Source organism: Pseudoalteromonas sp. S4492, assembly GCF_005886115.1.
GTDB classification, from domain to species: Bacteria; Pseudomonadota; Gammaproteobacteria; order Enterobacterales; family Alteromonadaceae; genus Pseudoalteromonas; species Pseudoalteromonas gelatinilytica.
The window spans coordinates 155,969-176,873 of the sequence record NZ_PNCP01000036.1 but is presented as its reverse complement, the minus strand read 5'-3'; the positions used below and the strand labels follow the sequence as shown (position 1 = coordinate 176,873).

At 40.3% G+C, this 20,905-nt stretch carries 15 protein-coding genes; 8 read left to right on the top strand and 7 right to left on the bottom strand.

Going from position 1 to position 20,905, the window contains the following annotated elements:
• The first annotated feature begins 123 nt into the window (after window positions 1-123).
• The 3 genes from CWC28_RS11390 (at window position 124) to CWC28_RS11380 (ending at window position 5,818) form a co-directional block, all read left to right on the top strand.
• Window positions 124-2,142 (top strand): hybrid sensor histidine kinase/response regulator, encoded by a 2,019-nt coding sequence (locus CWC28_RS11390; RefSeq protein ID WP_063705747.1) that lies wholly within the window; start codon window positions 124-126, stop codon window positions 2,140-2,142.
• A 121-nt stretch (window positions 2,143-2,263) separates the two neighbouring features.
• On the top strand, window positions 2,264-3,532 hold the full coding sequence (locus CWC28_RS11385) for an ABC transporter substrate-binding protein (protein WP_063705745.1): 1,269 nt from the start codon (window positions 2,264-2,266) through the stop codon (window positions 3,530-3,532).
• Window positions 3,533-3,541: 9 nt separating this feature from the next.
• Window positions 3,542-5,818 (top strand): ATP-binding protein, encoded by a 2,277-nt coding sequence (locus CWC28_RS11380; protein ID WP_063705743.1) that lies wholly within the window; start codon window positions 3,542-3,544, stop codon window positions 5,816-5,818.
• Window positions 5,819-6,014: 196 nt separating this feature from the next.
• On the opposite strand, the gene CWC28_RS11375 is transcribed toward CWC28_RS11380, so the two are convergent.
• Window positions 6,015-8,237: an NADP-dependent isocitrate dehydrogenase gene (locus CWC28_RS11375; protein ID WP_063705741.1), complete on the bottom strand. Its 2,223-nt coding sequence runs from the start codon at window positions 8,235-8,237 to the stop codon at window positions 6,015-6,017.
• A 436-nt stretch (window positions 8,238-8,673) separates the two neighbouring features.
• Window positions 8,674-8,889 carry a cold shock domain-containing protein CspD gene (cspD, locus tag CWC28_RS11370; protein WP_036968098.1) on the bottom strand — a complete coding sequence of 72 codons (216 nt, stop codon included), beginning with the start codon at window positions 8,887-8,889 and terminating at the stop codon, window positions 8,674-8,676.
• A gap of 209 nt (window positions 8,890-9,098) precedes the next feature.
• Between cspD and clpS the strand changes: the two genes are divergently transcribed.
• Entirely contained in the window at window positions 9,099-9,407 is a 309-nt protein-coding gene (gene clpS, locus CWC28_RS11365; RefSeq protein WP_161804337.1) for an ATP-dependent Clp protease adapter ClpS, read from the top strand.
• 71 nt (window positions 9,408-9,478) lie between these two features.
• Window positions 9,479-11,743: an ATP-dependent Clp protease ATP-binding subunit ClpA gene (gene clpA / locus CWC28_RS11360; RefSeq protein WP_063705738.1), complete on the top strand. Its 2,265-nt coding sequence runs from the start codon at window positions 9,479-9,481 to the stop codon at window positions 11,741-11,743.
• Between the two features lie 173 nt (window positions 11,744-11,916).
• On the opposite strand, the gene infA is transcribed toward clpA, so the two are convergent.
• The 4 genes from infA to trxB all read right to left on the bottom strand — a co-directional run bounded on the left by infA (window position 11,917) and on the right by trxB (window position 14,695).
• Window positions 11,917-12,135: a translation initiation factor IF-1 gene (infA, locus tag CWC28_RS11355; RefSeq protein WP_002962494.1), complete on the bottom strand. Its 219-nt coding sequence runs from the start codon at window positions 12,133-12,135 to the stop codon at window positions 11,917-11,919.
• Window positions 12,136-12,225: 90 nt separating this feature from the next.
• Complete coding sequence (locus CWC28_RS11350; protein ID WP_063705734.1) at window positions 12,226-12,930, bottom strand: arginyltransferase; 705 nt, start codon at window positions 12,928-12,930, stop codon at window positions 12,226-12,228.
• Window positions 12,923-13,639: a leucyl/phenylalanyl-tRNA--protein transferase gene (gene aat / locus CWC28_RS11345; RefSeq protein ID WP_063705731.1), complete on the bottom strand. Its 717-nt coding sequence runs from the start codon at window positions 13,637-13,639 to the stop codon at window positions 12,923-12,925. The genes CWC28_RS11350 and aat overlap by 8 nt, the downstream gene beginning before the upstream one ends.
• A gap of 105 nt (window positions 13,640-13,744) precedes the next feature.
• Complete coding sequence (gene trxB / locus CWC28_RS11340; protein ID WP_063705728.1) at window positions 13,745-14,695, bottom strand: thioredoxin-disulfide reductase; 951 nt, start codon at window positions 14,693-14,695, stop codon at window positions 13,745-13,747.
• Between the two features lie 288 nt (window positions 14,696-14,983).
• Between trxB and pssA the strand changes: the two genes are divergently transcribed.
• A complete protein-coding gene (gene pssA / locus CWC28_RS11335; RefSeq protein ID WP_105174023.1) occupies window positions 14,984-16,309 on the top strand; it encodes a CDP-diacylglycerol--serine O-phosphatidyltransferase in 1,326 nt (441 codons plus the stop codon).
• Between the two features lie 60 nt (window positions 16,310-16,369).
• On the opposite strand, the gene CWC28_RS11330 is transcribed toward pssA, so the two are convergent.
• Window positions 16,370-17,113 (bottom strand): YciK family oxidoreductase, encoded by a 744-nt coding sequence (locus CWC28_RS11330; protein ID WP_063706185.1) that lies wholly within the window; start codon window positions 17,111-17,113, stop codon window positions 16,370-16,372.
• A gap of 228 nt (window positions 17,114-17,341) precedes the next feature.
• On the opposite strand from CWC28_RS11330, the gene CWC28_RS11325 reads away from it, so the two are divergent.
• Both CWC28_RS11325 and sohB read left to right on the top strand, forming a co-directional pair.
• Window positions 17,342-19,774, top strand: a complete 2,433-nt coding sequence (locus CWC28_RS11325; RefSeq protein ID WP_063705723.1) for a VolA/Pla-1 family phospholipase — start codon at window positions 17,342-17,344, stop codon at window positions 19,772-19,774.
• A 114-nt stretch (window positions 19,775-19,888) separates the two neighbouring features.
• Complete coding sequence (sohB, locus tag CWC28_RS11320; protein WP_063705721.1) at window positions 19,889-20,905, top strand: protease SohB; 1,017 nt, start codon at window positions 19,889-19,891, stop codon at window positions 20,903-20,905.

Sequence of the window (20,905 nt, the reverse complement as noted above, 5' to 3'; positions counted from 1 at the left end):
TAAGTGAAAATCATTATTAATAATACAAATTCAATCTTAAATTATGATTCCTGCTGTTGTTATTTGAAATTCTTGGTATGCTTCTTTAGAGCAAAATAAAATTCGTATAACTAGGGAGCTAGGTTGAACTTTCTGCGCCAATTTCACGATATAGTATCAAACCAAGAAATTGATTTTTCTAGTAAAGTAGTCAAGTTACTGCAATTTGGTTTAGATGTTTTCGAACTCGAATTTGCGATTGTGAGTCAAGTTGATGACAAGCTCTATACGGTCATTCATGTGGTTGCACCTGATGATGCGATTGCTGTTGGAACGCAGTTTGATATTGAGGGAACCTATTGTACTCATACTCTTGAAGCGAACAAGGCTTTGTCGTTTCATCATGCATCAAAAAGCCATATTGCACAGCACCCTTGTTATGTAAATTTCCAACTTGAGTCATACATAGGTGCACCTATTTATGTTGGCAAAAAAGTATTTGGTACAGTTAACTTCTCTGCCCCGAATGTATCAGAGCCATTTAGTGAAGAGTCCCATGATTATGTTGAGCTATTTGCTCAGTGGTTAGGGAATGAATTGGCACGAAATGCTTCATCTGAACGGTTATTGAAAAAAAACTACATGCTGGCGCAAGTGGAAGAGGTCGCTCGAATTGGTTCATGGGAACTCGATTTGTTGGCCAGTAAATTGTACTGGAGCAAGCAAACGAAAGCTATCCACGAAGTCCCTGCAGATTATTCCCCTAATCTTGAAACGGCCATTGAGTTTTATAAAGAAGGTGAAAGTCGTGATGCAATACAACACGTAGTCCAAGAAGCAATCGAGCAGGGTAAAGATTGGAATATCGAAATTCAGCTCATCACAGCAAAAGGGAATCCTATATGGGTTTCAACGTATGGCGAAGCTGAATTTGAAAACGGGCAATGCATTCGTTTAATTGGTACTTTTCAAGATGTCACGAAAGAGGTGCTACTTCGTGAAGAGCTTAAAAAGCAAAAAGCGGATGCTGAACGTACACTTGAAGATCGCAGTATCTTGCTGGCTAAAATTAGCCATGAACTGCGCACGCCGTTAAATGGCATTACAGGCATGCTAACGACTTTACTTTATGAAAAGTCAGAGCAAAAGCGAGAAGAAAAACTCAAAGTTGCACTACGAAGTGCTGATATTTTGTTAAACATCATCAACGAAGTGCTCGACTTTTCTAAGATAAATCATGGTGAACTCAAATTAGAGCCTAGTCACTTTTTACTAAAAACAATCTTTGTTGATCTTGCGTCATTATATTTACCTTTATACCAGGAAAAGAATCTCAATTTTGACGTCGACATTGATATTAGTGATGAATGTTGGATTTATTGTGACAATACTCGACTCACTCAAATAGCCTCAAACTTACTGAGTAACGCGTTAAAGTTTACTGAGCAGGGTGAAATAAAGCTTAAGGTATCTGCTAAACATCATGATGGTGATGTGAGCCTTCATTTACAGGTTAGCGATACAGGAATAGGGATGACCGAGAGCTTTATGAAATCGCTATTTTCACCCTTTACACAAGAGGTTACAAAAGAGCGTAAGCAAGGCGGAACAGGCCTTGGGCTCGCTATTGTCAAAGAACTGATTGATTATATGGGTGGCACAATACAGGTCAGTAGCGAATATCAAAAAGGCAGTTGTTTTGATATTCAACTACCTCTAAAGCTCGGGCAGCCACAATCACATGATGCGCTACTTACCTGTGATATCGACTTTTCAACCTTGCCTCTATCAATACTGGTTGTTGATGACAATCAAATAAATCGATTTGTTTTGAAAGCGCATCTTGAGAAATTAGGTTTAACGGCCGATTATGCCTGCGATGGGATTGATGCGATAAATAAGTGTAAGCAAAACAATTACAATCTAATTTTTATGGATTGTGTAATGCCTGAAATGGATGGTATTGAAGCAACCCGTATTTTAAGAGAGGAGCAAATCTGCCCAACGGATAAAACCTATATCATCGCTTTAACAGCCAACACCTCTGCAGATGATAAGGCAGCCTGCAAACAAGCTGGAATGGATTTATTTGTTTCAAAACCTGTTAAAAACACGGCCATTGAACAAGCAATAGCAACTGCAAAAGAGCATTTTTCAATGTAAGCATTCGTGTTGTATGGCTGCTCAGGATAGAAAAATTATAACAAGGTAAATTAGTACTTATTTTAGGCAATTTCGAAATTTAACCTATACTTTTAATGGGTTTAAAATGTTGGATTGCTAAATGGACTACTCTGATAACCGCCGTGACTTTCTTAAGACATTAGGTGTTGGTGCTGTGGCTTCAACACTTGCTTTCAAGGCTCCTTATGTGTTCGCGAAGAGCACGCCTACAATTAGGGTAATGGGCACCCACGTAACTCTACAAGAAGAGCTCAGGCAAAAAGCGATGCTTGAGCTGGGTATTAATATTGAATTTACTCCAATGGGCAGTGCCGCAGTGTTGCAAAAAGCAGCTTCAGATCCAAGTAGTTTCGATTTATATGAGCAATGGTCAGATTCAATTAACATTCTCTGGCAAGCAGGTGCAATTCAGCCTATCGAAACAGAGCGGCTTACTTATTGGCAGGAAATTAATCCACTTTCTAAAACGGGAAAAATTGTACCTGATGCTAAATTAGGCGCTGGTGACTCACCCAACAAACTTCTATACGTACAAGCAGATGGTTCGCTTGCGACTACACCAACCAATGCAATAAGTTTTATGCCTTATGTACACAATGTTGACTCGTTTGGCTACAACACACAATTTATAAAACAGGGTACTCCTTACGAAACAGAGTCTTGGTCTTGGTTACTCGATGAAAAGAATAAAGGTAAGGTCGCCCTTGTTAATGCGCCAACAATCGGTATTTTTGATGCTGCACTGGCTGCCGAAGCGCAGGGGCTGATGACATTTAAAGATATGGGCAATATGAGTATTAGCGAAATTGACCAGCTGTTTGCAATTTTATTGCAAAAGAAAAGGCAGGGTCACTTCGCTGGCTTTTGGACTTCGGTACCGCAATCCGTCGATTTTATGAAAATGAAGCGCGTCACGATTCAAAGCATGTTTTCGCCCGGTGTCAGCGCTTGCAAAGGGCAAGGTATACCCGTTGTGTATGCCTCTCCAAAAGAAGGCTATCGTGCTTGGCATGGGGTAATGTGCTTATCTGCAAATGCACAGGGGCATGTTAAAGATGCTGCCTATGAATACATGAATTGGTGGCTTTCTGGCTACCCAGGCGCGTTTATAGCAAGACAAGGCTATTACATTTCAAACCCAGAGCGGAGTCAGCCTCTTATGTCAAAAGCTGAATGGCAATATTGGTATGAAGGGCAAGAAGCATCCATCGATTTACGCGGAACAGACGGAAAAATATCTGTGCAAGCGGGTCAAGTCCGCGATGGAGGCAGCTATATCAAGCGCTTTTCAAATATAGCGGTATGGAATACGGTAATGCCTAACTATGATTACAGTTTAGATAAATGGTATGAGTTATTGAACTCATAAGGAATTACTTTGCTAACAATTGTTTCTAGGTCTTTGGCGGCCAAGGTGTTATTAGCATTGACGCTTGTATTACTTGCAATGGGGGCGAGCTACTTTGTCTTGAACAAGCGATTGCAAAGAATTGAAGCATCCTTTAACGATATAAGCCGTATCAGTAATTATGCTGTGGCTATTCTTCGAATAAATAAAGATATCGTTGAAATGCAGCGGGATATCTCTGTTTATGGATTCTCAGGTAGTAAAACGGTATTTAGTAAAATCATAGAGAACTTTGAAAGTATAAAAACACGCTTAGAAAGTGTTGATTTGAAAAGTGATGAACTTGAAAGCCAAGTGTATTTAAATTCAATGACACAACTGATTTCACGGTACGGTGAAAATTTAGATGTGCTTGCCAAGCGTTATGAAATCAAAACAGAACTTACTGACGTTGAGTTACCGCAAATCTATTTAGCTGCCATCAATGAATTAAATGGCCTTAAATTAACGGCGACTAACACTGAAGAAATACTGGTTATCACCGAGCATCTCAATGTATGGCATGAATTGCATCGTGATGCTTCCTTGTTTCTTGCCAAAAAGGATTATTCTAAAAGAGCTGCGGTTAATAAGGCACTAGCTATCTTATCAAATAAAACGTCAACCAATACAGAATTAAGCAAAAACCGTGACTATGCAAAAACATATCAGCAGGCTTTTTCGAAAGGCGTGCAGGCTAACCGAAACTATTTAAGTTTGGTTAATGTTGTTATGGCTGGCGATGCCATTGAGTTCAGTACCCTTGCCGATAAACTCAGGGAGCAATCTTTAGCAAAATTACAAAAGATTAAAAGGGAAGCGCAAGAAACAGTCATAAAAACAGATCAAACTCTGCGTTTTCTTGCTGTTGGCGTGGTTATTTATATTATCGCGCTTGCCATCTTTTTCCACCTGCATATATCGCGTGCAATCACACGTTTAACTGCAAGTTTTCAATACTTCTTAGCTGGTGATTTATCAGCACCCATTTATGATTTAAAGCGCAACGATGAAATTGGTGTGCTTGCAACTGCAGCAGATAGATTTCGGGTGTTAAGCCAAGATCTTACCCAAGCGAAGAAAACGGCAGAACACACCACCAAAGTTAAGTCAGAATTTCTGGCAAACATGAGTCATGAAATTCGCACTCCAATGAATGGCATTTTAGGAATGGCAAGGCAGCTTGGGCGTACCAAGCTGACACATGAACAAATGAAGATGCTTAATATTATTCAATCTTCAGGGACTGGACTATTGGTCATTATTAATGACATTTTAGATATCAGTAAAATTGAAGCATCTAAAATTGAACTTGCACCAATACCAATTCACTTAAATTCATTGTTAGATGAGCTAAAGCATCTATTTGCAGAGCAAGCAAAAAGCAAGCATATCAAATTACATATTTCTGTTGCAGATGAACTGCTGCATTGTATTTTTCTTGCTGATGAAACACGCTTAAAACAAGTGCTTATCAACCTGTTAGGGAATGCAATAAAGTTCACTGAAAAAGGCAGTGTGACACTCAACGTAAAAATTAACGAGCTTGGTAGCGATAATCTGAGCATCAAATTTAGCGTGATTGATACAGGAATAGGTATCGCAAAAGAAAATCTCGGTAAGCTATTTGAAGCGTTTTCTCAAGCAGATACCTCAATTACACGGCGCTTCGGTGGCACAGGACTTGGCCTTGCTATCTCAAGTAAATTACTAAATTTAATGGACGCTCCTTTGCAAGTTGAGAGTGAGGTTGGGCAGGGGTCTCGTTTTTATTTTGAACTAAAAACTACACAGGTTATTGAGCAATCTGAGTTTGAAGTCGTAAATAAGCAAGAAACCGAAGAAGAACAACTAGACTTTTCATCACTAAATGTACTGGTCGTCGAAGACAATGATATTAATCAGGTTGTTATCGAAGCGATGTTAAATGAGTTTGGTATAAGCTCAATAAAAATAGCAGGGGATGGTGAGCAGGCCGTTGCGCTATGTAAGGAACATAGTGAGGAAAACAACCTGCAAAATAACTTTGATATTATTTTTATGGATATGCAGATGCCGGTACTTGATGGCCCACAAGCAACAATATGCATAAGAAAAATGCCAGCATATAAAGATACCCCTATTATTGCCTTAACCGCCAATGTACTTGAAGCGGATAAACGGCGATGTTTTGCAGCAGGAATGAATGATTTTGTTGCTAAGCCGATTGATTACCAATGCGTGAAAACGGCTTTGCTAAAGTGGTGTGAAAATGAATGCCATAAGTGAGAGGTATGCTAGCAATTCTCAATAATACTTAATCGTTTTGAGAGATAAAACCTGTCGCTATTTAAGCTAAAACTTCTGATTTAGAATAATAAAATTCAATTCATGAATCGCTTAAGCAAAAAAAAGAGCTACCTCTTTCGTGTTCAACACACGTAGAGGTAGCCCTTTTGTTAGCTAATGAATTAGGTTTAAGGAATTAAACCAGCTTAGCTAGAATGTCATTAAATGTTGAGCTTGGGCGCATTGCTTTAAATGCTAACTCATCATTTGGCTGGTAATAACCACCAACGCTCATAGCTGGACCTTGTGCATCGTTTAATTCAGTAACGATTTGGTCTTTTTGAGACTCAAGATCAGCTGCGATTTGTGTGAATTGTGCTTTTAATTCCGCATCATCATTTTGTGCAGCCAGTTCTTGTGCCCAGAATAATGAAAGGAAGAAGTGTGAACCACGGTTATCAATCTCTTTCACTTTACGTGAAGGTGATTTGTTTTCAGCTAGGAAAGTACCTGTTGCTTTATCAAGTGTATCAGCAAGTACTTGTGCTTTCTTATTACCAGTATTAACCGCTAGGTGCTCTAAAGAAGCCGCTAGTGCTAAGAATTCACCTAATGAATCCCAACGTAAGTGGTTTTCTTTTTCGAATTGTTGAACGTGTTTAGGCGCTGAACCACCTGCACCCGTTTCGAATAAACCACCACCATTCATAAGTGGTACGATAGAAAGCATTTTCGCACTTGTACCAAGCTCAAGGATTGGGAATAAGTCAGTTAGGTAGTCACGTAAAACGTTACCCGTTACTGAAATTGTGTCTTTACCTTCTTTGATGCGCTCTAAAGAGAATTTAGTTGCTTCAATTGGTGCTAAGATGTGGATCTCAAGACCGTCAGTATCATGTTGTGGTAAATACGCGTTTACTTTTTTGATTAACTCGGCATCGTGTGCACGGTTTTCGTCTAACCAGAAAACTGCTGGCGTGCCAGTTGCGCGAGCGCGGTTAACAGCAAGTTTAACCCAATCTTGAATTGGTGCGTCTTTCACCTGACACATACGCCAGATATCACCTTGCTCAACAGCATGCTCAAGTAAAGTTGTACCAGCGGTGTCTACTACACGGATAGTACCCGCAGCGGCTACTTCAAACGTTTTGTCGTGTGAACCGTACTCTTCAGCTTTTTGTGCCATAAGACCAACGTTAGGTACGCTACCCATAGTTGTTGGATCGAATGCACCGTTTTCTTTACAGAAATCGATAGTTGCTTGGTAAACGCCTGAGTAACAACGATCTGGAATTACAAAGCTCGTGTCTTGTAATTTACCTTCGCTATTCCACATTTGACCGCTAGAACGGATTGCAGCAGGCATTGATGCATCAATAATCACATCGCTTGGTACGTGAAGGTTGGTGATACCACGGTCAGAATCAACCATTGCGATAGCAGGGTTGTTGTCATATACCGCTTGAATATCAGCTTCAATTTCAGCTTTTTTAGCTGCATCTAGGCTTTCAATTTTTGCAAATACATCACCAAAGCCGTTGTTTACATCAACATCTAGTTCTTTGAAAAGATCAGCGTGTTTCGTGAATACGTCTTTGAAGAATACTTTTACAGCGTGACCGAAGATGATTGGATCAGACACTTTCATCATGGTTGCTTTCATATGTAATGAGAACAGCACACCTTTGTCTTTCGCTGCTTGAATTTCTTGAGCAAGGAAAGCTTGCAGCTTAGCAGCACTCATGCGCGAAGCGTCAATTACTTCACCCGCTAGTAATGGTGTACTTGCTTTAAGAACAGTGATATCACCGTTTTCAGCAACATGCTCGATACGTACGTCAGTTGCTTCTGCAACCGTTACTGATTGCTCAGAACCGAAGAAGTCACCGTCTTCCATGCTTGCAACGTAAGACTGAGAATCTTTGCTCCATGCACCCATTGAGTGTGGATTGTTACGTGCATATTCTTTTACTGAACCAGGAGCACGGCGGTCTGAGTTACCTTCACGAAGTACAGGGTTTACTGCAGAACCTTTGATTTTGTCGTAAGTTGCTTTAACTTTCTTTTCTTCATCAGTTTTTGGCTCTGATGGGTAATCAGGTAATGCGTAACCTTTTTCTTGTAACTCTTTAATTACCGCACGTAACTGAGGAATAGAAGCACTGATGTTAGGTAATTTGATAATGTTAGCTTCAGGTGTCTTAGCCATTTCACCTAATTCAGCAAGTGCGTCATCAATACGTTGATCTTCAGTTAGGTACTCAGGGAAGTTCGCAATTACACGGCCCGCTAATGAAATGTCGCGAGTTTCAACTTCAACACCCGCCGCGTTAGTGTACGCTTGGATGATTGGTAACAATGAATACGTCGCTAGAGCTGGCGCTTCATCTGTTTTAGTATAGATAATTTTTGATGTCATCATCATTCCTAGATAGTTGGCGTAATGTTTGGTAATGACTGCTAACAGTAACCCTTAATTAGCCATATTCAACAATGCAATAGATAGCTTTGAATTACCAAGTTTAAGCCCCTTGATAAAACAACAGCAAGCAGTCTGTTAGCTGTTGCAACTCAATACGTCGTATTAAAATAACCACAGCTGACAGACTGTAAAATTCTTATAGCTCATTTGAGCTAATTATGAAATTAGCCAAAAGCCGTACGTCAAAAAATGACGAAAAAGCTAAATTTGAGCAACAAGAGTGTAACAAGCTTGGCTCTAAAGGGCTAATAACAATTAAACAATTGGGGTAAAGAAATGGAATTTCAAGAGAATAATAAGGATATATTTAGTGAGGGAAGAGTAAGCGAGGAACTTAACAAGGTCGCTCGCTTGATACTCGAATAGGTTTTACCTAAGAGATTTCATCGTTAGGCGCAATATTCGTTGCGTGTAACCCTTTTGGACCTTGTTGCAATTCGAATGTTACATCTTGACCAGCTTTAAGTGTTTTATAACCGTCCATTACAATCGTTGAGTAATGAGCGAAGATATCAGTCTCGCTGCCGTCTTCTACGATGAAGCCAAAACCTTTGGCATTGTTGAACCATTTGACTTTTCCACAAGCCATACTTCTACATCCTTCTATAAGTTGACTAATTTAGTTATTCTAAACCGTGTAATTTGCTAGACTGACTAATGATTAATCAATCTATATTTGACTGTAGTTTATTTAGCCAGTCAGTCAAGTGTTTTAGACTATTTTTTAACAATTTATTTATTTTTTTATTCAAGTTTGCTTGAGTTCTAAAGACAAGACTATATTTAATTATGAGTGGCATGAAAGATTCTGGTGTTATTGAAACGGTTCGCGATAGTGAAAAGCAAAAATTGCAACCACCGCGAAAATATAAAGTCATTTTGAATAATGATGATTACACGCCTATGGACTTTGTGATAGAAGTACTAATGACGTTTTTTAATATGGATAGCGATAGAGCAACAGATGTGATGCTTCAAGTTCATCATAATGGTAAAGCGATATGCGGTGTTTACAGCGCTGATGTAGCACATACCAAAGCTGAACAAGTTAATCGTTACGCGCGAGACAACGAGCATCCACTGCTATGTAGTTGTGAGCAGGAATAAATACCAAGGTAGGGTGAACCAATTAGCCCGTCACAACGGTATATAAATATTATCTCAGTAAGGGGTTGCCAATGCTAAACAAAGACTTAGAACTAACCTTGAATGCGGCGTTTCGCGAAGCGAGAACACGTCGTCATGAATTTATGACTGTCGAGCATCTTTTACTTGCACTGCTCGATAACCCTTCTGCTGGAGAAGCGCTAAACGCCTGTGGCGTAGATATGAGCGCATTAAAAGTCGAATTATCAGATTTTATTGATGAAACAACGCCTGTTATTCCAGATCTTGAGGAAGACAGAGAAACTCAGCCAACGTTAGGCTTTCAGCGTGTTCTACAGCGCGCAGTATTTCACGTGCAGTCATCGGGCAAAAACGAAGTAACAGGCGTAAATGTACTGGTTGCTATTTTTTCTGAGCAAGAAAGCCAAGCTGTTTATTTACTTAAAAAATCAGACGTTAATCGTTTAGATATTGTTAACTTTATTTCACATGGTATCTCAAAAGCAGATGATGACATCGGCGGTGAGGACCACGATGACATACATGAAGAAGTGCAAGAAGTACAAGGCGAAGAGCCAACTAAACTTGAAAACTTTACGACTAACCTGAATCAGCAAGCTATCGATGGCAATATCGACCCATTGGTCGGCCGTGATAACGAAGTTGAGCGCACTGTACAAGTGTTATGTCGCCGTAAGAAAAACAACCCGCTCTTAGTGGGTGAAGCAGGGGTGGGTAAAACCGCGATTGCAGAAGGCCTTGCTTATCGTATCGTAAACAAAGAAGTACCTGAAGTGATTGCTGATGCCGTGGTTTATTCACTCGACATGGGCGCATTATTGGCGGGTACTAAATACCGTGGTGATTTTGAAAAACGTTTCAAATCGCTACTTAAAGAGTTACAAGCTAAACCAGGTTCAATTTTATTTATTGATGAAATTCATACCATCATAGGTGCCGGTGCGGCATCCGGTGGCGTAATGGATGCTTCGAACCTAATTAAACCATTACTTTCAAGTGGTAAGCTACGTTGCATGGGCTCAACAACATACAATGAGTTTAAGAATATCTTTGAAAAAGACCGTGCGTTAGTACGTCGTTTCCAAAAAATCGATGTACTTGAGCCGAGTGTGGCTGATACCACGAAAATTCTTAACGGCTTAAAAGAGCGTTATGAAGAGCACCATGGTATTCGTTACACTCAAAAAGCATTAAAGGCTGCTGCTGAGCTTAGTGCTAAATATATCAATGAACGCCATTTACCGGACAAGGCAATTGATGTCATCGATGAAGCTGGGGCGAATCAACGTTTACAGCCAGCATCGAAACGTAAGAAAACCATTGGTGTGGCTGATATTGAGTTGATCGTCTCTAAAATGGCGCGTATTCCTCAGCAAAGTGTTTCATCAAGCGATAAAGAAACATTGAAGAATCTTGATCGCAACTTGAAGATGCTGGTGTTTGGACAAGATCAATCGATTGATGCACTGACTTCGGCAATTCGTTTATCGCGCTCAGGCCTTGCTAACGAAGACAAGCCAGTAGGTTCATTCTTATTTGCGGGCCCAACAGGGGTTGGTAAAACAGAGGTGACTAAGCAACTTGCTAAGTGTATGGGTGTTGAGTTTATTCGTTTTGATATGTCTGAGTATGTTGAACGCCATGCGGTGAGTCGTTTAATTGGTGCACCTCCAGGTTATGTTGGTTTTGAACAAGGTGGCTTACTAACTGAAGCGGTAATTAAGAATCCGCATGCGGTTGTACTACTAGACGAAATCGAAAAAGCGCATTCAGATATTTATAACATCCTATTGCAAGTAATGGATCACGGTACACTGACTGATAATAATGGCCGGAAAGCTGATTTCAGAAACGTGGTATTAGTGATGACGACAAATGCGGGTGTACAAGAAACGGTTCGTAAGTCGATTGGATTTACAGAGCAAGACCATTCACACGATGCGATGAGTGAAATCAATAAAGTGTTTTCACCAGAGTTTAGAAACCGCTTAGATAACATCATTTGGTTTAACCACCTTGAGAAAGAAGTTATCTTGCAAGTGGTTGATAAATTCATTGTTGAATTACAAGCTCAACTTGATAAGAAATCAGTTAACTTTGAGCTTACTTCTAAAGCAAGAGAGTGGTTGGCAGATAAAGGCTATGATAAAGCAATGGGTGCACGTCCGATGGCACGTGTTATTCAAGAGGAGCTTAAAAAGCCACTAGCAAACGCAATCTTGTTTGGTGAACTCGCTGATGGCGGTTCGGTTAAAGTATCTGTGAAAGATAAGAAAATTCACTTTGATTTTGAGACTAGCTTAGAAACGGCTTAAGCTGTTTTTACTGAAAACAAAAAGCCCAGCAACTGCTGGGCTTTTTGTTTATTAAATGGAATTAAAACTAAGTTAGTTTGAACACCATTTAACAAACGCTTTTAGCTCTTTGTAATAAACACATCTGCTCATTCAAAGCAGCAAAAAGCTAAATCTCTCGTTAACGCACTAACTTAGCGAGCACGGAATACGATGCGACCTTTCGATAAATCGTAAGGAGTCATTTCTACGGTTACTTTGTCGCCAGTTAAGATGCGGATGTAGTTTTTGCGCATTTTACCAGAGATATGAGCCACAACTACGTGACCATTTTCTAGCTCAACTCGGAACATTGTATTTGGTAAAGTATCAAGGACCGTACCTTGCATTTCGATTACGTCTTCTTTCGCCATGTTTAGCGTAACACCTCTTTAATAGTTAAACGCTGCAGATTTTGCCGAAAATACAGCAATAAGTAAAGCTACAGGGCTTAATTTTGTAAATTAAATCGCCAACCACTCATCGCCAATATGCTTTTGTGCAGGCAAAAATTGGGTTTTATATTTCATTTTGTTGCATTCGTCGATTTGATATCCCAAATAGACAAATTGTTTTGCTTGTTGTTTAGCAAACTGAATTTGCTCCATGATCATGATGCTACCAATACTGTAGTGTTCATAATCTGGGTCAAAAAATGTGTAAATCGCTGAGATAGCGTTATGCATGCAATCGGTTACTGCAACGGCGACTAACTTATCGTCATCTCGTAACTCAATAAATGTGACAGGTAACCACTGGCAAAACAAAAAACTTTCGTATTGGCTCTGATCGGGTGGGAACATGGAGCCATCTTGATGCCTTTGGGTGATATATTTGCAGTATAACGGGTAGTATTCTGCACGCTCGTATTCACTATAACTAACGGTGAAAACTTTTTTCGCTTTATTTAATTTGCGCTTTTGTGATTTTGAAGGGATAAATTGTTGGGCTAAAACGCGCACTGAATTACACGCATTACAAATAGGGCAATGAGGACGATAGATTTGGTCGCCACTGCGTCTAAAACCCAGCGCTAATAATTGTTCAAATTTATCAGGGCAATAGCAACTTGGATCGAGTATAACAAGTAGCTGTTCCTGACGATCGGGTAAGTAACTGCAATCAAATTGCTGGCTTAAACCAAGCCTAGCGGGTAAGTGCTCAGTCATAAATATTAATCAACTCTTGCGGTTGCCACATGTCTTTTTTAGGCACAAAACTGTGCGCTAACTTAAGTCTAGTTAAAAATTCTCCGCGTGGGATAACTTTTGCACCTAAAGTGATTAAATATGGGTTTTCTAGTTGGCAATCAATAAAATACGCTTGATGTTTCTTTAGCCAATTGACTAACGCCCACATCGCCAGTTTTGAGCCGTTACTAATATTATGAAACATTGACTCACCACAAAATATACCGTTTTGCATGATGCCATACAGACCTGCAACGAGTTCATCTTCGTGCCATATTTCAAGGCTGTGTGCGACACCTTGATGGTGTGCTTCGATGTAGGCATGCATCATTTGCTCTGTGATCCACGTCCCTTCAGCATCAATACGTTGTTCACGACACGCATTGATAACGTGGGCAAATGCGTGATTAATGGTGACACGCACAGGAAAACGCTTTAAATGCTTTTTTAAACTGCGGCTGACATGAAATTCATCGAGTTCAATAATACCGCGCATACTCGGTGACCACCACATGATGGGCTCATAATCACTAAACCAAGGAAACACGCCGGTTTGGTAGGCATTTTTAATTCGTTCTACTGATAAATCTCCGCCAATTGCCAATAGGCCATCGGGCTCATCAAGGGCGAGTTCTGGGTCTGGAAAATCAACACTCTCGGGCGAGAGTTGGTAAAGTTGCTTGATCATGTCAGCGGTATCGTTGTTATTTGCTCTGATTTTAACAAAATTTTAGCTATAAAAAAGGGGCTGTTTTGCAACAGCCCCTAGTATTTAGTGCTTTAGATCAACTAACTATAGGTTATCTAAGAAACGTTCTGCATCAAGTGCAGCCATACAACCCGTACCCGCAGAAGTAATTGCTTGACGGTAGATGTGATCACACACATCACCTGCAGCAAACACACCAGGTACACTTGTTTGTGTTGCGTTACCGTTTAAGCCAGACTCAACAACTAAATAGCCATCTTTCATTTCAAGCTGGCCTTCAAACATATCAGTATTAGGTTTGTGGCCGATTGCGATGAATACACCGGCAAGATCTAGGTTTTCTGTCTCTTCAGAATCAGTTGCTTTGATACGGATGCCTGTTACACCCATTTCGTCACCAAGCACTTCATCCAAAGTACGGTTGTAATGAAGAACAACATTACCGTTGGTCGCTTTTTCATTTAAACGATCAGCTAAGATTTTTTCACTACGGAAGCTATCACGACGGTGGATAACATGCACTTCATCTGCAATGTTTGATAAATAAAGAGCCTCTTCAACAGCAGTGTTACCACCACCTACAACGGCTACTTTTTGACCGCGGTAGAAGAAACCATCACAGGTAGCACAAGCAGAAACACCACGACCTTGGAAGTTAGTCTCTGATTCTAAACCTAAGTATTTAGCTGACGCGCCGGTTGCGATAATTAATGCATCACATGTATACGTGCCAGAGTCACCTGTTAAAGTGAAAGGGCGTTTTGTTACATCAACTTTATTAATGTGGTCAAAAACGATTTCTGTTTCGAAACGCTCAGCGTGTTCTTTCATACGCTCCATTAACGCAGGGCCAGTTAAACCATGCGCATCGCCTGGCCAGTTTTCAACTTCAGTGGTTGTCGTTAATTGACCACCTTGTTGAATACCAGTAATAAGAACCGGGTTAAGGTTGGCACGTGCTGCGTATACCGCCGCTGTGTACCCCGCAGGGCCAGAACCTAAGATTAATAGTTTACAGTGTTTTGCGTCACTCATGGTTTTTCCTAAAAACGTTTCAATACGATGTCTATGCGCCCGATTCTAAGAAAAACAAGGCGGATGTAAACAAAAGCGCTGATTATTTTTTTAGTCAAATCGCTAAGCTGTCAAATAATCCTTACTGATTATAATTTAAATGCTTCTTTTTGCTTATAAAGTGAGCTGTTCGTGAATTGTTATGTGATCTAAGTACGGTAATTCATGACCAAGCAATAATTTTTTGATATGTTTTAGCTAATTTTGATATTAGCTCGCGGTATGAGCTAACTAAACGAACAGGCAATTATGGTATTTTGGCAGGAAAAGCCCGCTTTTGGGCTGACTACAGAAGACGTTCAAGTCTTAACAAATGCAAAAGAGTATCGCACTGAACTATTGCGTCTAATTGGTTCAGCAAAAAATAGAATTTATATTACCGCTTTGTATTTACAAGATGATGAAGCTGGCCGTGAAATTTTAACTGCATTACATCAAGCCTCGCTTGCTAACCCTGAGTTAGAAGTTAAAGTGCTGGTCGATTTCCACCGTGCTCAACGAGGTTTGATTGGCGCAGCAAAATCTGATGGCAATGCCAGCATGTATTGTGATTTTCAAGAGCAGTATCAATCAAATGTGAAAGTACATGGTGTTCCTGTTAAAGCGAAAGAGCTTTTCGGGGTACTGCATCTAAAAGGCTTTGTGATTGATGATACATTATTATACAGCGGCGCGAGTTTAAATAATGTATATCTGCAGCAAGATGACCGTTATCGCTTAGACCGTTATTTTTTAGTTCATCAAGCAGGCTTATGTAACTCGGTTATCGATTTTATCGAAACCCATCTTTTAAGTTCAGCGGCGGTCCCACGGATTGATACGCGACCACTTATTAAATTTAATGATATTAAAGTCGCCCAAAAACAATTGATGCGTGAATTAAAATCGGCAAGTTATGAAAGTGCTGCAGAAGCGAGTGCTGGTGAGCTGGGTGTGCGCTTATTCTTAGGTTTAGGTCGCCGAAGTAATAAACTGAATCGTTTAATCAAATCGTTATTTGATACCACAGAGCAAGAACTTGTTCTTTATACCCCTTACTTTAACTTTCCAGCGCCTTTAATGCGCTCATTACGTCGTTTATTAAAACAGGGTAAGCAAGTAACTATTGTGGTAGGGGATAAAACAGCAAACGATTTTTATCTGCCGCCAAGTGAACCATTTAGTAAGATTGGTGCATTACCTTATTTATACGAAACGATTTTGTATAAATTTTTAAAGTCACAGAAACGCCATATCAATAATGGTAATTTGAATGTTTATCTTTGGAAGCATGAAAGTAATTCTTTTCACTTAAAAGGGATTTGCGCTGATAAACGTTTGCATTTATTAAGTGGCCATAATCTAAATCCGCGTGCATGGGGCTTAGATATTGAAAACGGTATTTTAATTGACGACCCTAAGCAGCACATTCTTGAGCAAATTGAACAAGAAAAGCAGGCTATTTTACAGCATTGTCGTCGCTTAACTGGTCCACAAGACTTAGAAACGATGGATGATTATCCTGCACCGGTTAAAAAACTGTTGGGGCAGGCTAAACGTGTGAAAGTTGATTTTATTATCAAACGTTTTATTTAATCGGAAATTAAAAAAGCAGCGAAAGCTGCTTTTTTTGTGTTTAGATATTAGCTATCTACTTTACTTCTGTTGAGCATCTAAAGACTGGCCGTTCACTTCTTTAGAGTCGTCGCTCATCAAGTATAAATAAGTCGGCATTAAATCTTCAGGTGTTGCTAACTTATCTCTATCTTCACCAGGGTATGCTGATGCACGCATCGATGTGCGAGTAGCACCTGGGTTAATACAGTTTACGCGAATATTAGTTTTACCCACTTCACAAGCCCACGTTTGCATCATGCCTTCAACAGCAAATTTTGAGATTGCATATGCACCCCAGTGTTCGCGGCCTTTGCGACCCACACCAGATGAAGTAAAAATAACAGATGCACTATCTGATTTACGAAGCAGTGGAAACATGAATTTGGTGATCATAGCTTGTGCGGTTACATTCACTTTCATGATGTTTTCAAATGTTGATACACAGAAGTGCTCAAGCGGACCTAATGAACCTAAGATACCTGCGTTATTAAGTAATCCATCTAACTTACCAAACTGCATTTCGATGGTTGCAGCTAGATCACGGTAGTTTTGTTTAGTGGCACCTTTTAAATCCATCGGCACGATGGCCGGTTGTGGGTAGCCCGCGTTTACGATTTCGTCATAAACACATTCAAGTTTATTGGTTGTTTTTCCTAGTAAAATAACAGTGGCACCATGCTTTGCATAAGTTAATGCGGCAACACGACCAATGCCGTCACCAGCACCTGTTATTAAAATTACTTTGTCTTTTAGCGCATTCTCTGCGGCTGTATAAGTATGCATAAACGTACCATCGATTAGATTTTTCATCATTTTACCATAGCAAAAAGCCAAGTTATCGAATTTATTGCAAATTAAGGTGGCGAAAATTGAAACTTTACGTTAACTTTAACTGGTCTAATGTCTTATTAATAATCTAATTACATTAAATTAACTTAGAATAAAGGTAGTAGAATAACTACTTTTAACCCTGAACACACAATAACAATAATATTTGCGCGGAGCGAAATTATGAAAAAACTGCTACTCTCACTAGCCATTGCGTCAGCCATTACTGGCTGTGGTGGAGGAGAAACATTAGAAGATGTTAAAAATGATAATCCTCCTGTTCTCCCAACCGCGACAGTAAAATTTGACCCAGCGAACAGTGTAATCTCAGTACCGAATGATTTACTGATGAGTGGTACCCTTGATGGTACTTTAAACATACCGGGTGAATTAGACGACAACAATGTCAGCGTTGAACGCGCAGCCTATGCCGATCCACAACTAGCACTGGGCGCGCTTGATGGCTGGTCAACACAAACTCCGTTTAAAATCGATTTAACTTTCCCTGCGGGGATCTCTCTTGATATGACATCTGCTGCTTCACCAGGCGCTGTGCGTATTTTTGAAGTTGTAATGGGTGCAAGCCAAACAGATGAAACTTGCTCGCAAGTCCCAGCAGGTATTGCTTGTAAACTAGTGTCTGAATTAACCTTTGGCGTAGACTTCGTCACTCAAGGTTCTGGTGATGCAGTAGCTGTGATCCCACTTAAACCATTTAAAGCTGGCAGCACTTACATTAATGTTTTGACAACATCATTAATGGACTCAGAAGGTCGTTCAATCGAGCCATCTTCAACATATGCGCTAGTGAGCGAAGAGACTACGCTTATTACTGATTCGCAAAAGTCACTTCAAGCAGTTATCAATAGCTATGAAGATGCAGTGACATCGGGCGGTGCCATCACAAAAGATGAAATTATCTATTCTGCTGCGATGACTATGCAATCAGCAGGTCAAGTGCTTGGCACAGTAAAGCAACTTCTTGCCGCAAGTTTAACGCAAGATGCACTTCCAACGCCGATGGTGCAAATTCCTGAGCAACCAGTCATTACAGTTGAGCAAGTATTCGCATCACAAGGTATTACCGGTGTGTCACCTGTATTTGGTGGTGTGCAATATCAAAAGGGTAGCGTGATGTTACCTATGTATTTAGCCACACCAACCGGCGCAACGGTTAACGATTTATCTGCAACGTATTGGCAAGGTTTATGTGACAGTGGTGTAGCTGTATTAGGTTATGCAGCTGCTGCGGGGGATTCATTCCCAACAGACCCTATTAGCGAAACTGATGGCCTTTGTATGGCGTTAAGTGGTGGCAAGTTACGTGATTTAGGCTTAGATCAAACTAAACATCTAACTAAGTACAACACAATTCCAAAAACACAAAGTATCGCTAATGTACCAGTGCAAATTACTAAACCAATTTTACCTGTGATCAATGCAGTGCGAGCTCAGCTTGGCTTAGACGCATTAAGCATGCCTGAGACAGGTTGGCCTGTTGTTATCCTTCAGCACGGTATTACTTCTAAAAAAGAAGATATGCTAGCAATTACAGCGCAGCTAACAATGCAAGGCTTTGCAACAGCAGCAATCGATCACCCTATGCATGGTGAGCGTGGTATTGATGTAAATGGTGACGGTACTGATGATTTTAATGCTTCTACAGGTTCTGTATTAAGCTACATGAATTTACAGTCGTTATTAGTAGCGCGTGATAGCTTACGTCAATCAGTTGCAGATTTACTTGGTTTACGCTTAGGTCTTAACTTTACAGGTGCTGCTGATTTAAATGCGCAAGATGTATCATTCTTAGGTCATTCATTAGGCTCGGTAGTTGCTCCAGCATTTGTTGCTGTGACTAATGCACCGCTTGCTGACCAAGTTGATCCAATGTTCAACGTGAAAAGTGTGGCACTTGCCAGTGGTGGCGGTGGTATCGCAAGCTTCTTAATTGAGTCAAATACATTTGGTCCATTTGTACAAGGATCTGTATTACTTGCTGCGGGTATTGATGAGTCAGCTGAGTTTGGTGCCTATACTCAAAATGAAGCATTATCAAACTGTGGTGCGCTTGCTGCTAATCAAACCGCGTTCGTTACATGTGCCTATAAAGAATATATTGGCGCGTTAACGGTTGCGGGTGAAACTGCAAAACTTGCAAATATTCAAAGTGTGATCACTCAGTTTGCTTTTGCTGCGCAAACAGCCCTTGATAGTGGTGATCCATCTAACTATGCATCATCTGTTGCAGCGCTTGGCACGCCAGTGTACATGAGTGTAGTGGTTGGCGATGGTGCTAACAACAATGCTGATATGGTTATTCCACCAACAGTATCAAGCAACCCAATTGCTGGTAGCTTACCTCTTGCTAACCTAATGGGTTTATCAACCGTTGCTGAAACACAAGGCCCGACAGCTGATGCAATGAGCTATGTGGTTAAATTCACTAAAGGCCATCACAGCTCAGTGTTAACACCTGTTGCAACCGCTGATTCTGGTGCGACTGCTGAAGAAAGTGCTGCGGCAACTGCAGAAATGCAATTGCAAATCGCGACGTTCTTAGCAAGCCGTGGTCAATATCTTCAGGTTACCAACCCAGACGTTGTTACAGAATAATCGAAACCTTACTAATTAAGTAAAACCAATTAAGTAAAAAGCCACTTTATGTGGCTTTTTTTTACTTTAAAGCGTGGTAAATTGTGCCGATGCATTAATAAATGGAGAGTTTGATTGGAATTTTTATATGAATATGGGTTATTTTTTGCAAAGACCCTCACATTTGTCATCGCACTTGCGGTGATTGTAGCCATTATCATGGGCGCTGCAGTAAAACCCAAAGCAAAGAAAGGGGAGATAACAATTGATGATTTGAGTGAGCAACTTGATGACTTAAAACAAAGCTTTATAGCAAATACCCTTTCCAAAAAAGAGCTCAAGGCTCACCAAAAACAGCAAAAATCTGAAGCAAAAAAACAGCACAACGACGAGCCAAAATCACGTTTGTATGTAATTGATTTTAATGGCAGTGTTGATGCCCACGAAGTAGAAAGCCTGCGCGAAGAAATTACCGCTATTTTAACCATCGCTGACAAAGAAAAAGATCGCGTGCTGGTACGCCTTGAAAGCGGCGGCGGTGTGGTTCATGGTTATGGTCTGGCGGCATCTCAACTGCAACGCTTACGCAATGCTGGCATTCATTTAACTGTTGCGATTGATAAGGTTGCGGCAAGTGGGGGCTATATGATGGCCTGTGTGGCCAATGAGATAGTGGCGGCACCTTTTGCAATTGTTGGCTCGATTGGCGTAATTGCGCAAATTCCTAACTTTCATAAAATTTTGAAAAAGAATGATGTGGACTTTGAGCAAATTACAGCAGGTGAGTACAAGCGTACGTTAACTATTTTTGGTGAAAATACCGAAAAAGGCCGTGAAAAATTCAAAGAAGAAATTGAACAAACCCATGGTTTATTTAAAACCTTTGTTAGTGAGCAGCGTCCGTCTCTTGATATTGATACTGTTGCAACCGGTGAGCATTGGTTTGCTACACAAGCGTTTGATAAAGGCTTAGTTGATAAGATTGATACCAGTGATGATATTTTATTGAGCCAAGCGAAAGAGCGTCAAATCTATAAAGTGAAGTACCGTATTAAGAAGAATTTAAGCGATAAGCTTGCCGTAGGTTTAAGTTCAGGGGTAAGTAAAGCGGGTGTTAGTTTAATGTCTCGCTTAAAAGGCTTAAACCCATAA

What these genes read in the sequence shown, in the direction of transcription:
- cspD (WP_036968098.1), bottom strand. Translation starts at nt 8,889, where the DNA reads ATGGCTTGTGGAAAAGTCAAATGGTTCAACAATGCCAAAGGTTTTGGC.
- clpS (WP_161804337.1), top strand. Translation starts at nt 9,099, where the DNA reads ATGAAAGATTCTGGTGTTATTGAAACGGTTCGCGATAGTGAAAAGCAA.
- pssA (WP_105174023.1), top strand. Translation starts at nt 14,984, where the DNA reads ATGGTATTTTGGCAGGAAAAGCCCGCTTTTGGGCTGACTACAGAAGAC.
- trxB (WP_063705728.1), bottom strand. Translation starts at nt 14,695, where the DNA reads ATGAGTGACGCAAAACACTGTAAACTATTAATCTTAGGTTCTGGCCCT.
- CWC28_RS11325 (WP_063705723.1), top strand. Translation starts at nt 17,342, where the DNA reads ATGAAAAAACTGCTACTCTCACTAGCCATTGCGTCAGCCATTACTGGC.
- CWC28_RS11350 (WP_063705734.1), bottom strand. Translation starts at nt 12,930, where the DNA reads ATGACTGAGCACTTACCCGCTAGGCTTGGTTTAAGCCAGCAATTTGAT.
- CWC28_RS11375 (WP_063705741.1), bottom strand. Translation starts at nt 8,237, where the DNA reads ATGACATCAAAAATTATCTATACTAAAACAGATGAAGCGCCAGCTCTA.
- aat (WP_063705731.1), bottom strand. Translation starts at nt 13,639, where the DNA reads ATGATCAAGCAACTTTACCAACTCTCGCCCGAGAGTGTTGATTTTCCA.
- clpA (WP_063705738.1), top strand. Translation starts at nt 9,479, where the DNA reads ATGCTAAACAAAGACTTAGAACTAACCTTGAATGCGGCGTTTCGCGAA.
- CWC28_RS11385 (WP_063705745.1), top strand. Translation starts at nt 2,264, where the DNA reads ATGGACTACTCTGATAACCGCCGTGACTTTCTTAAGACATTAGGTGTT.
- CWC28_RS11330 (WP_063706185.1), bottom strand. Translation starts at nt 17,113, where the DNA reads ATGCATACTTATACAGCCGCAGAGAATGCGCTAAAAGACAAAGTAATT.
- infA (WP_002962494.1), bottom strand. Translation starts at nt 12,135, where the DNA reads ATGGCGAAAGAAGACGTAATCGAAATGCAAGGTACGGTCCTTGATACT.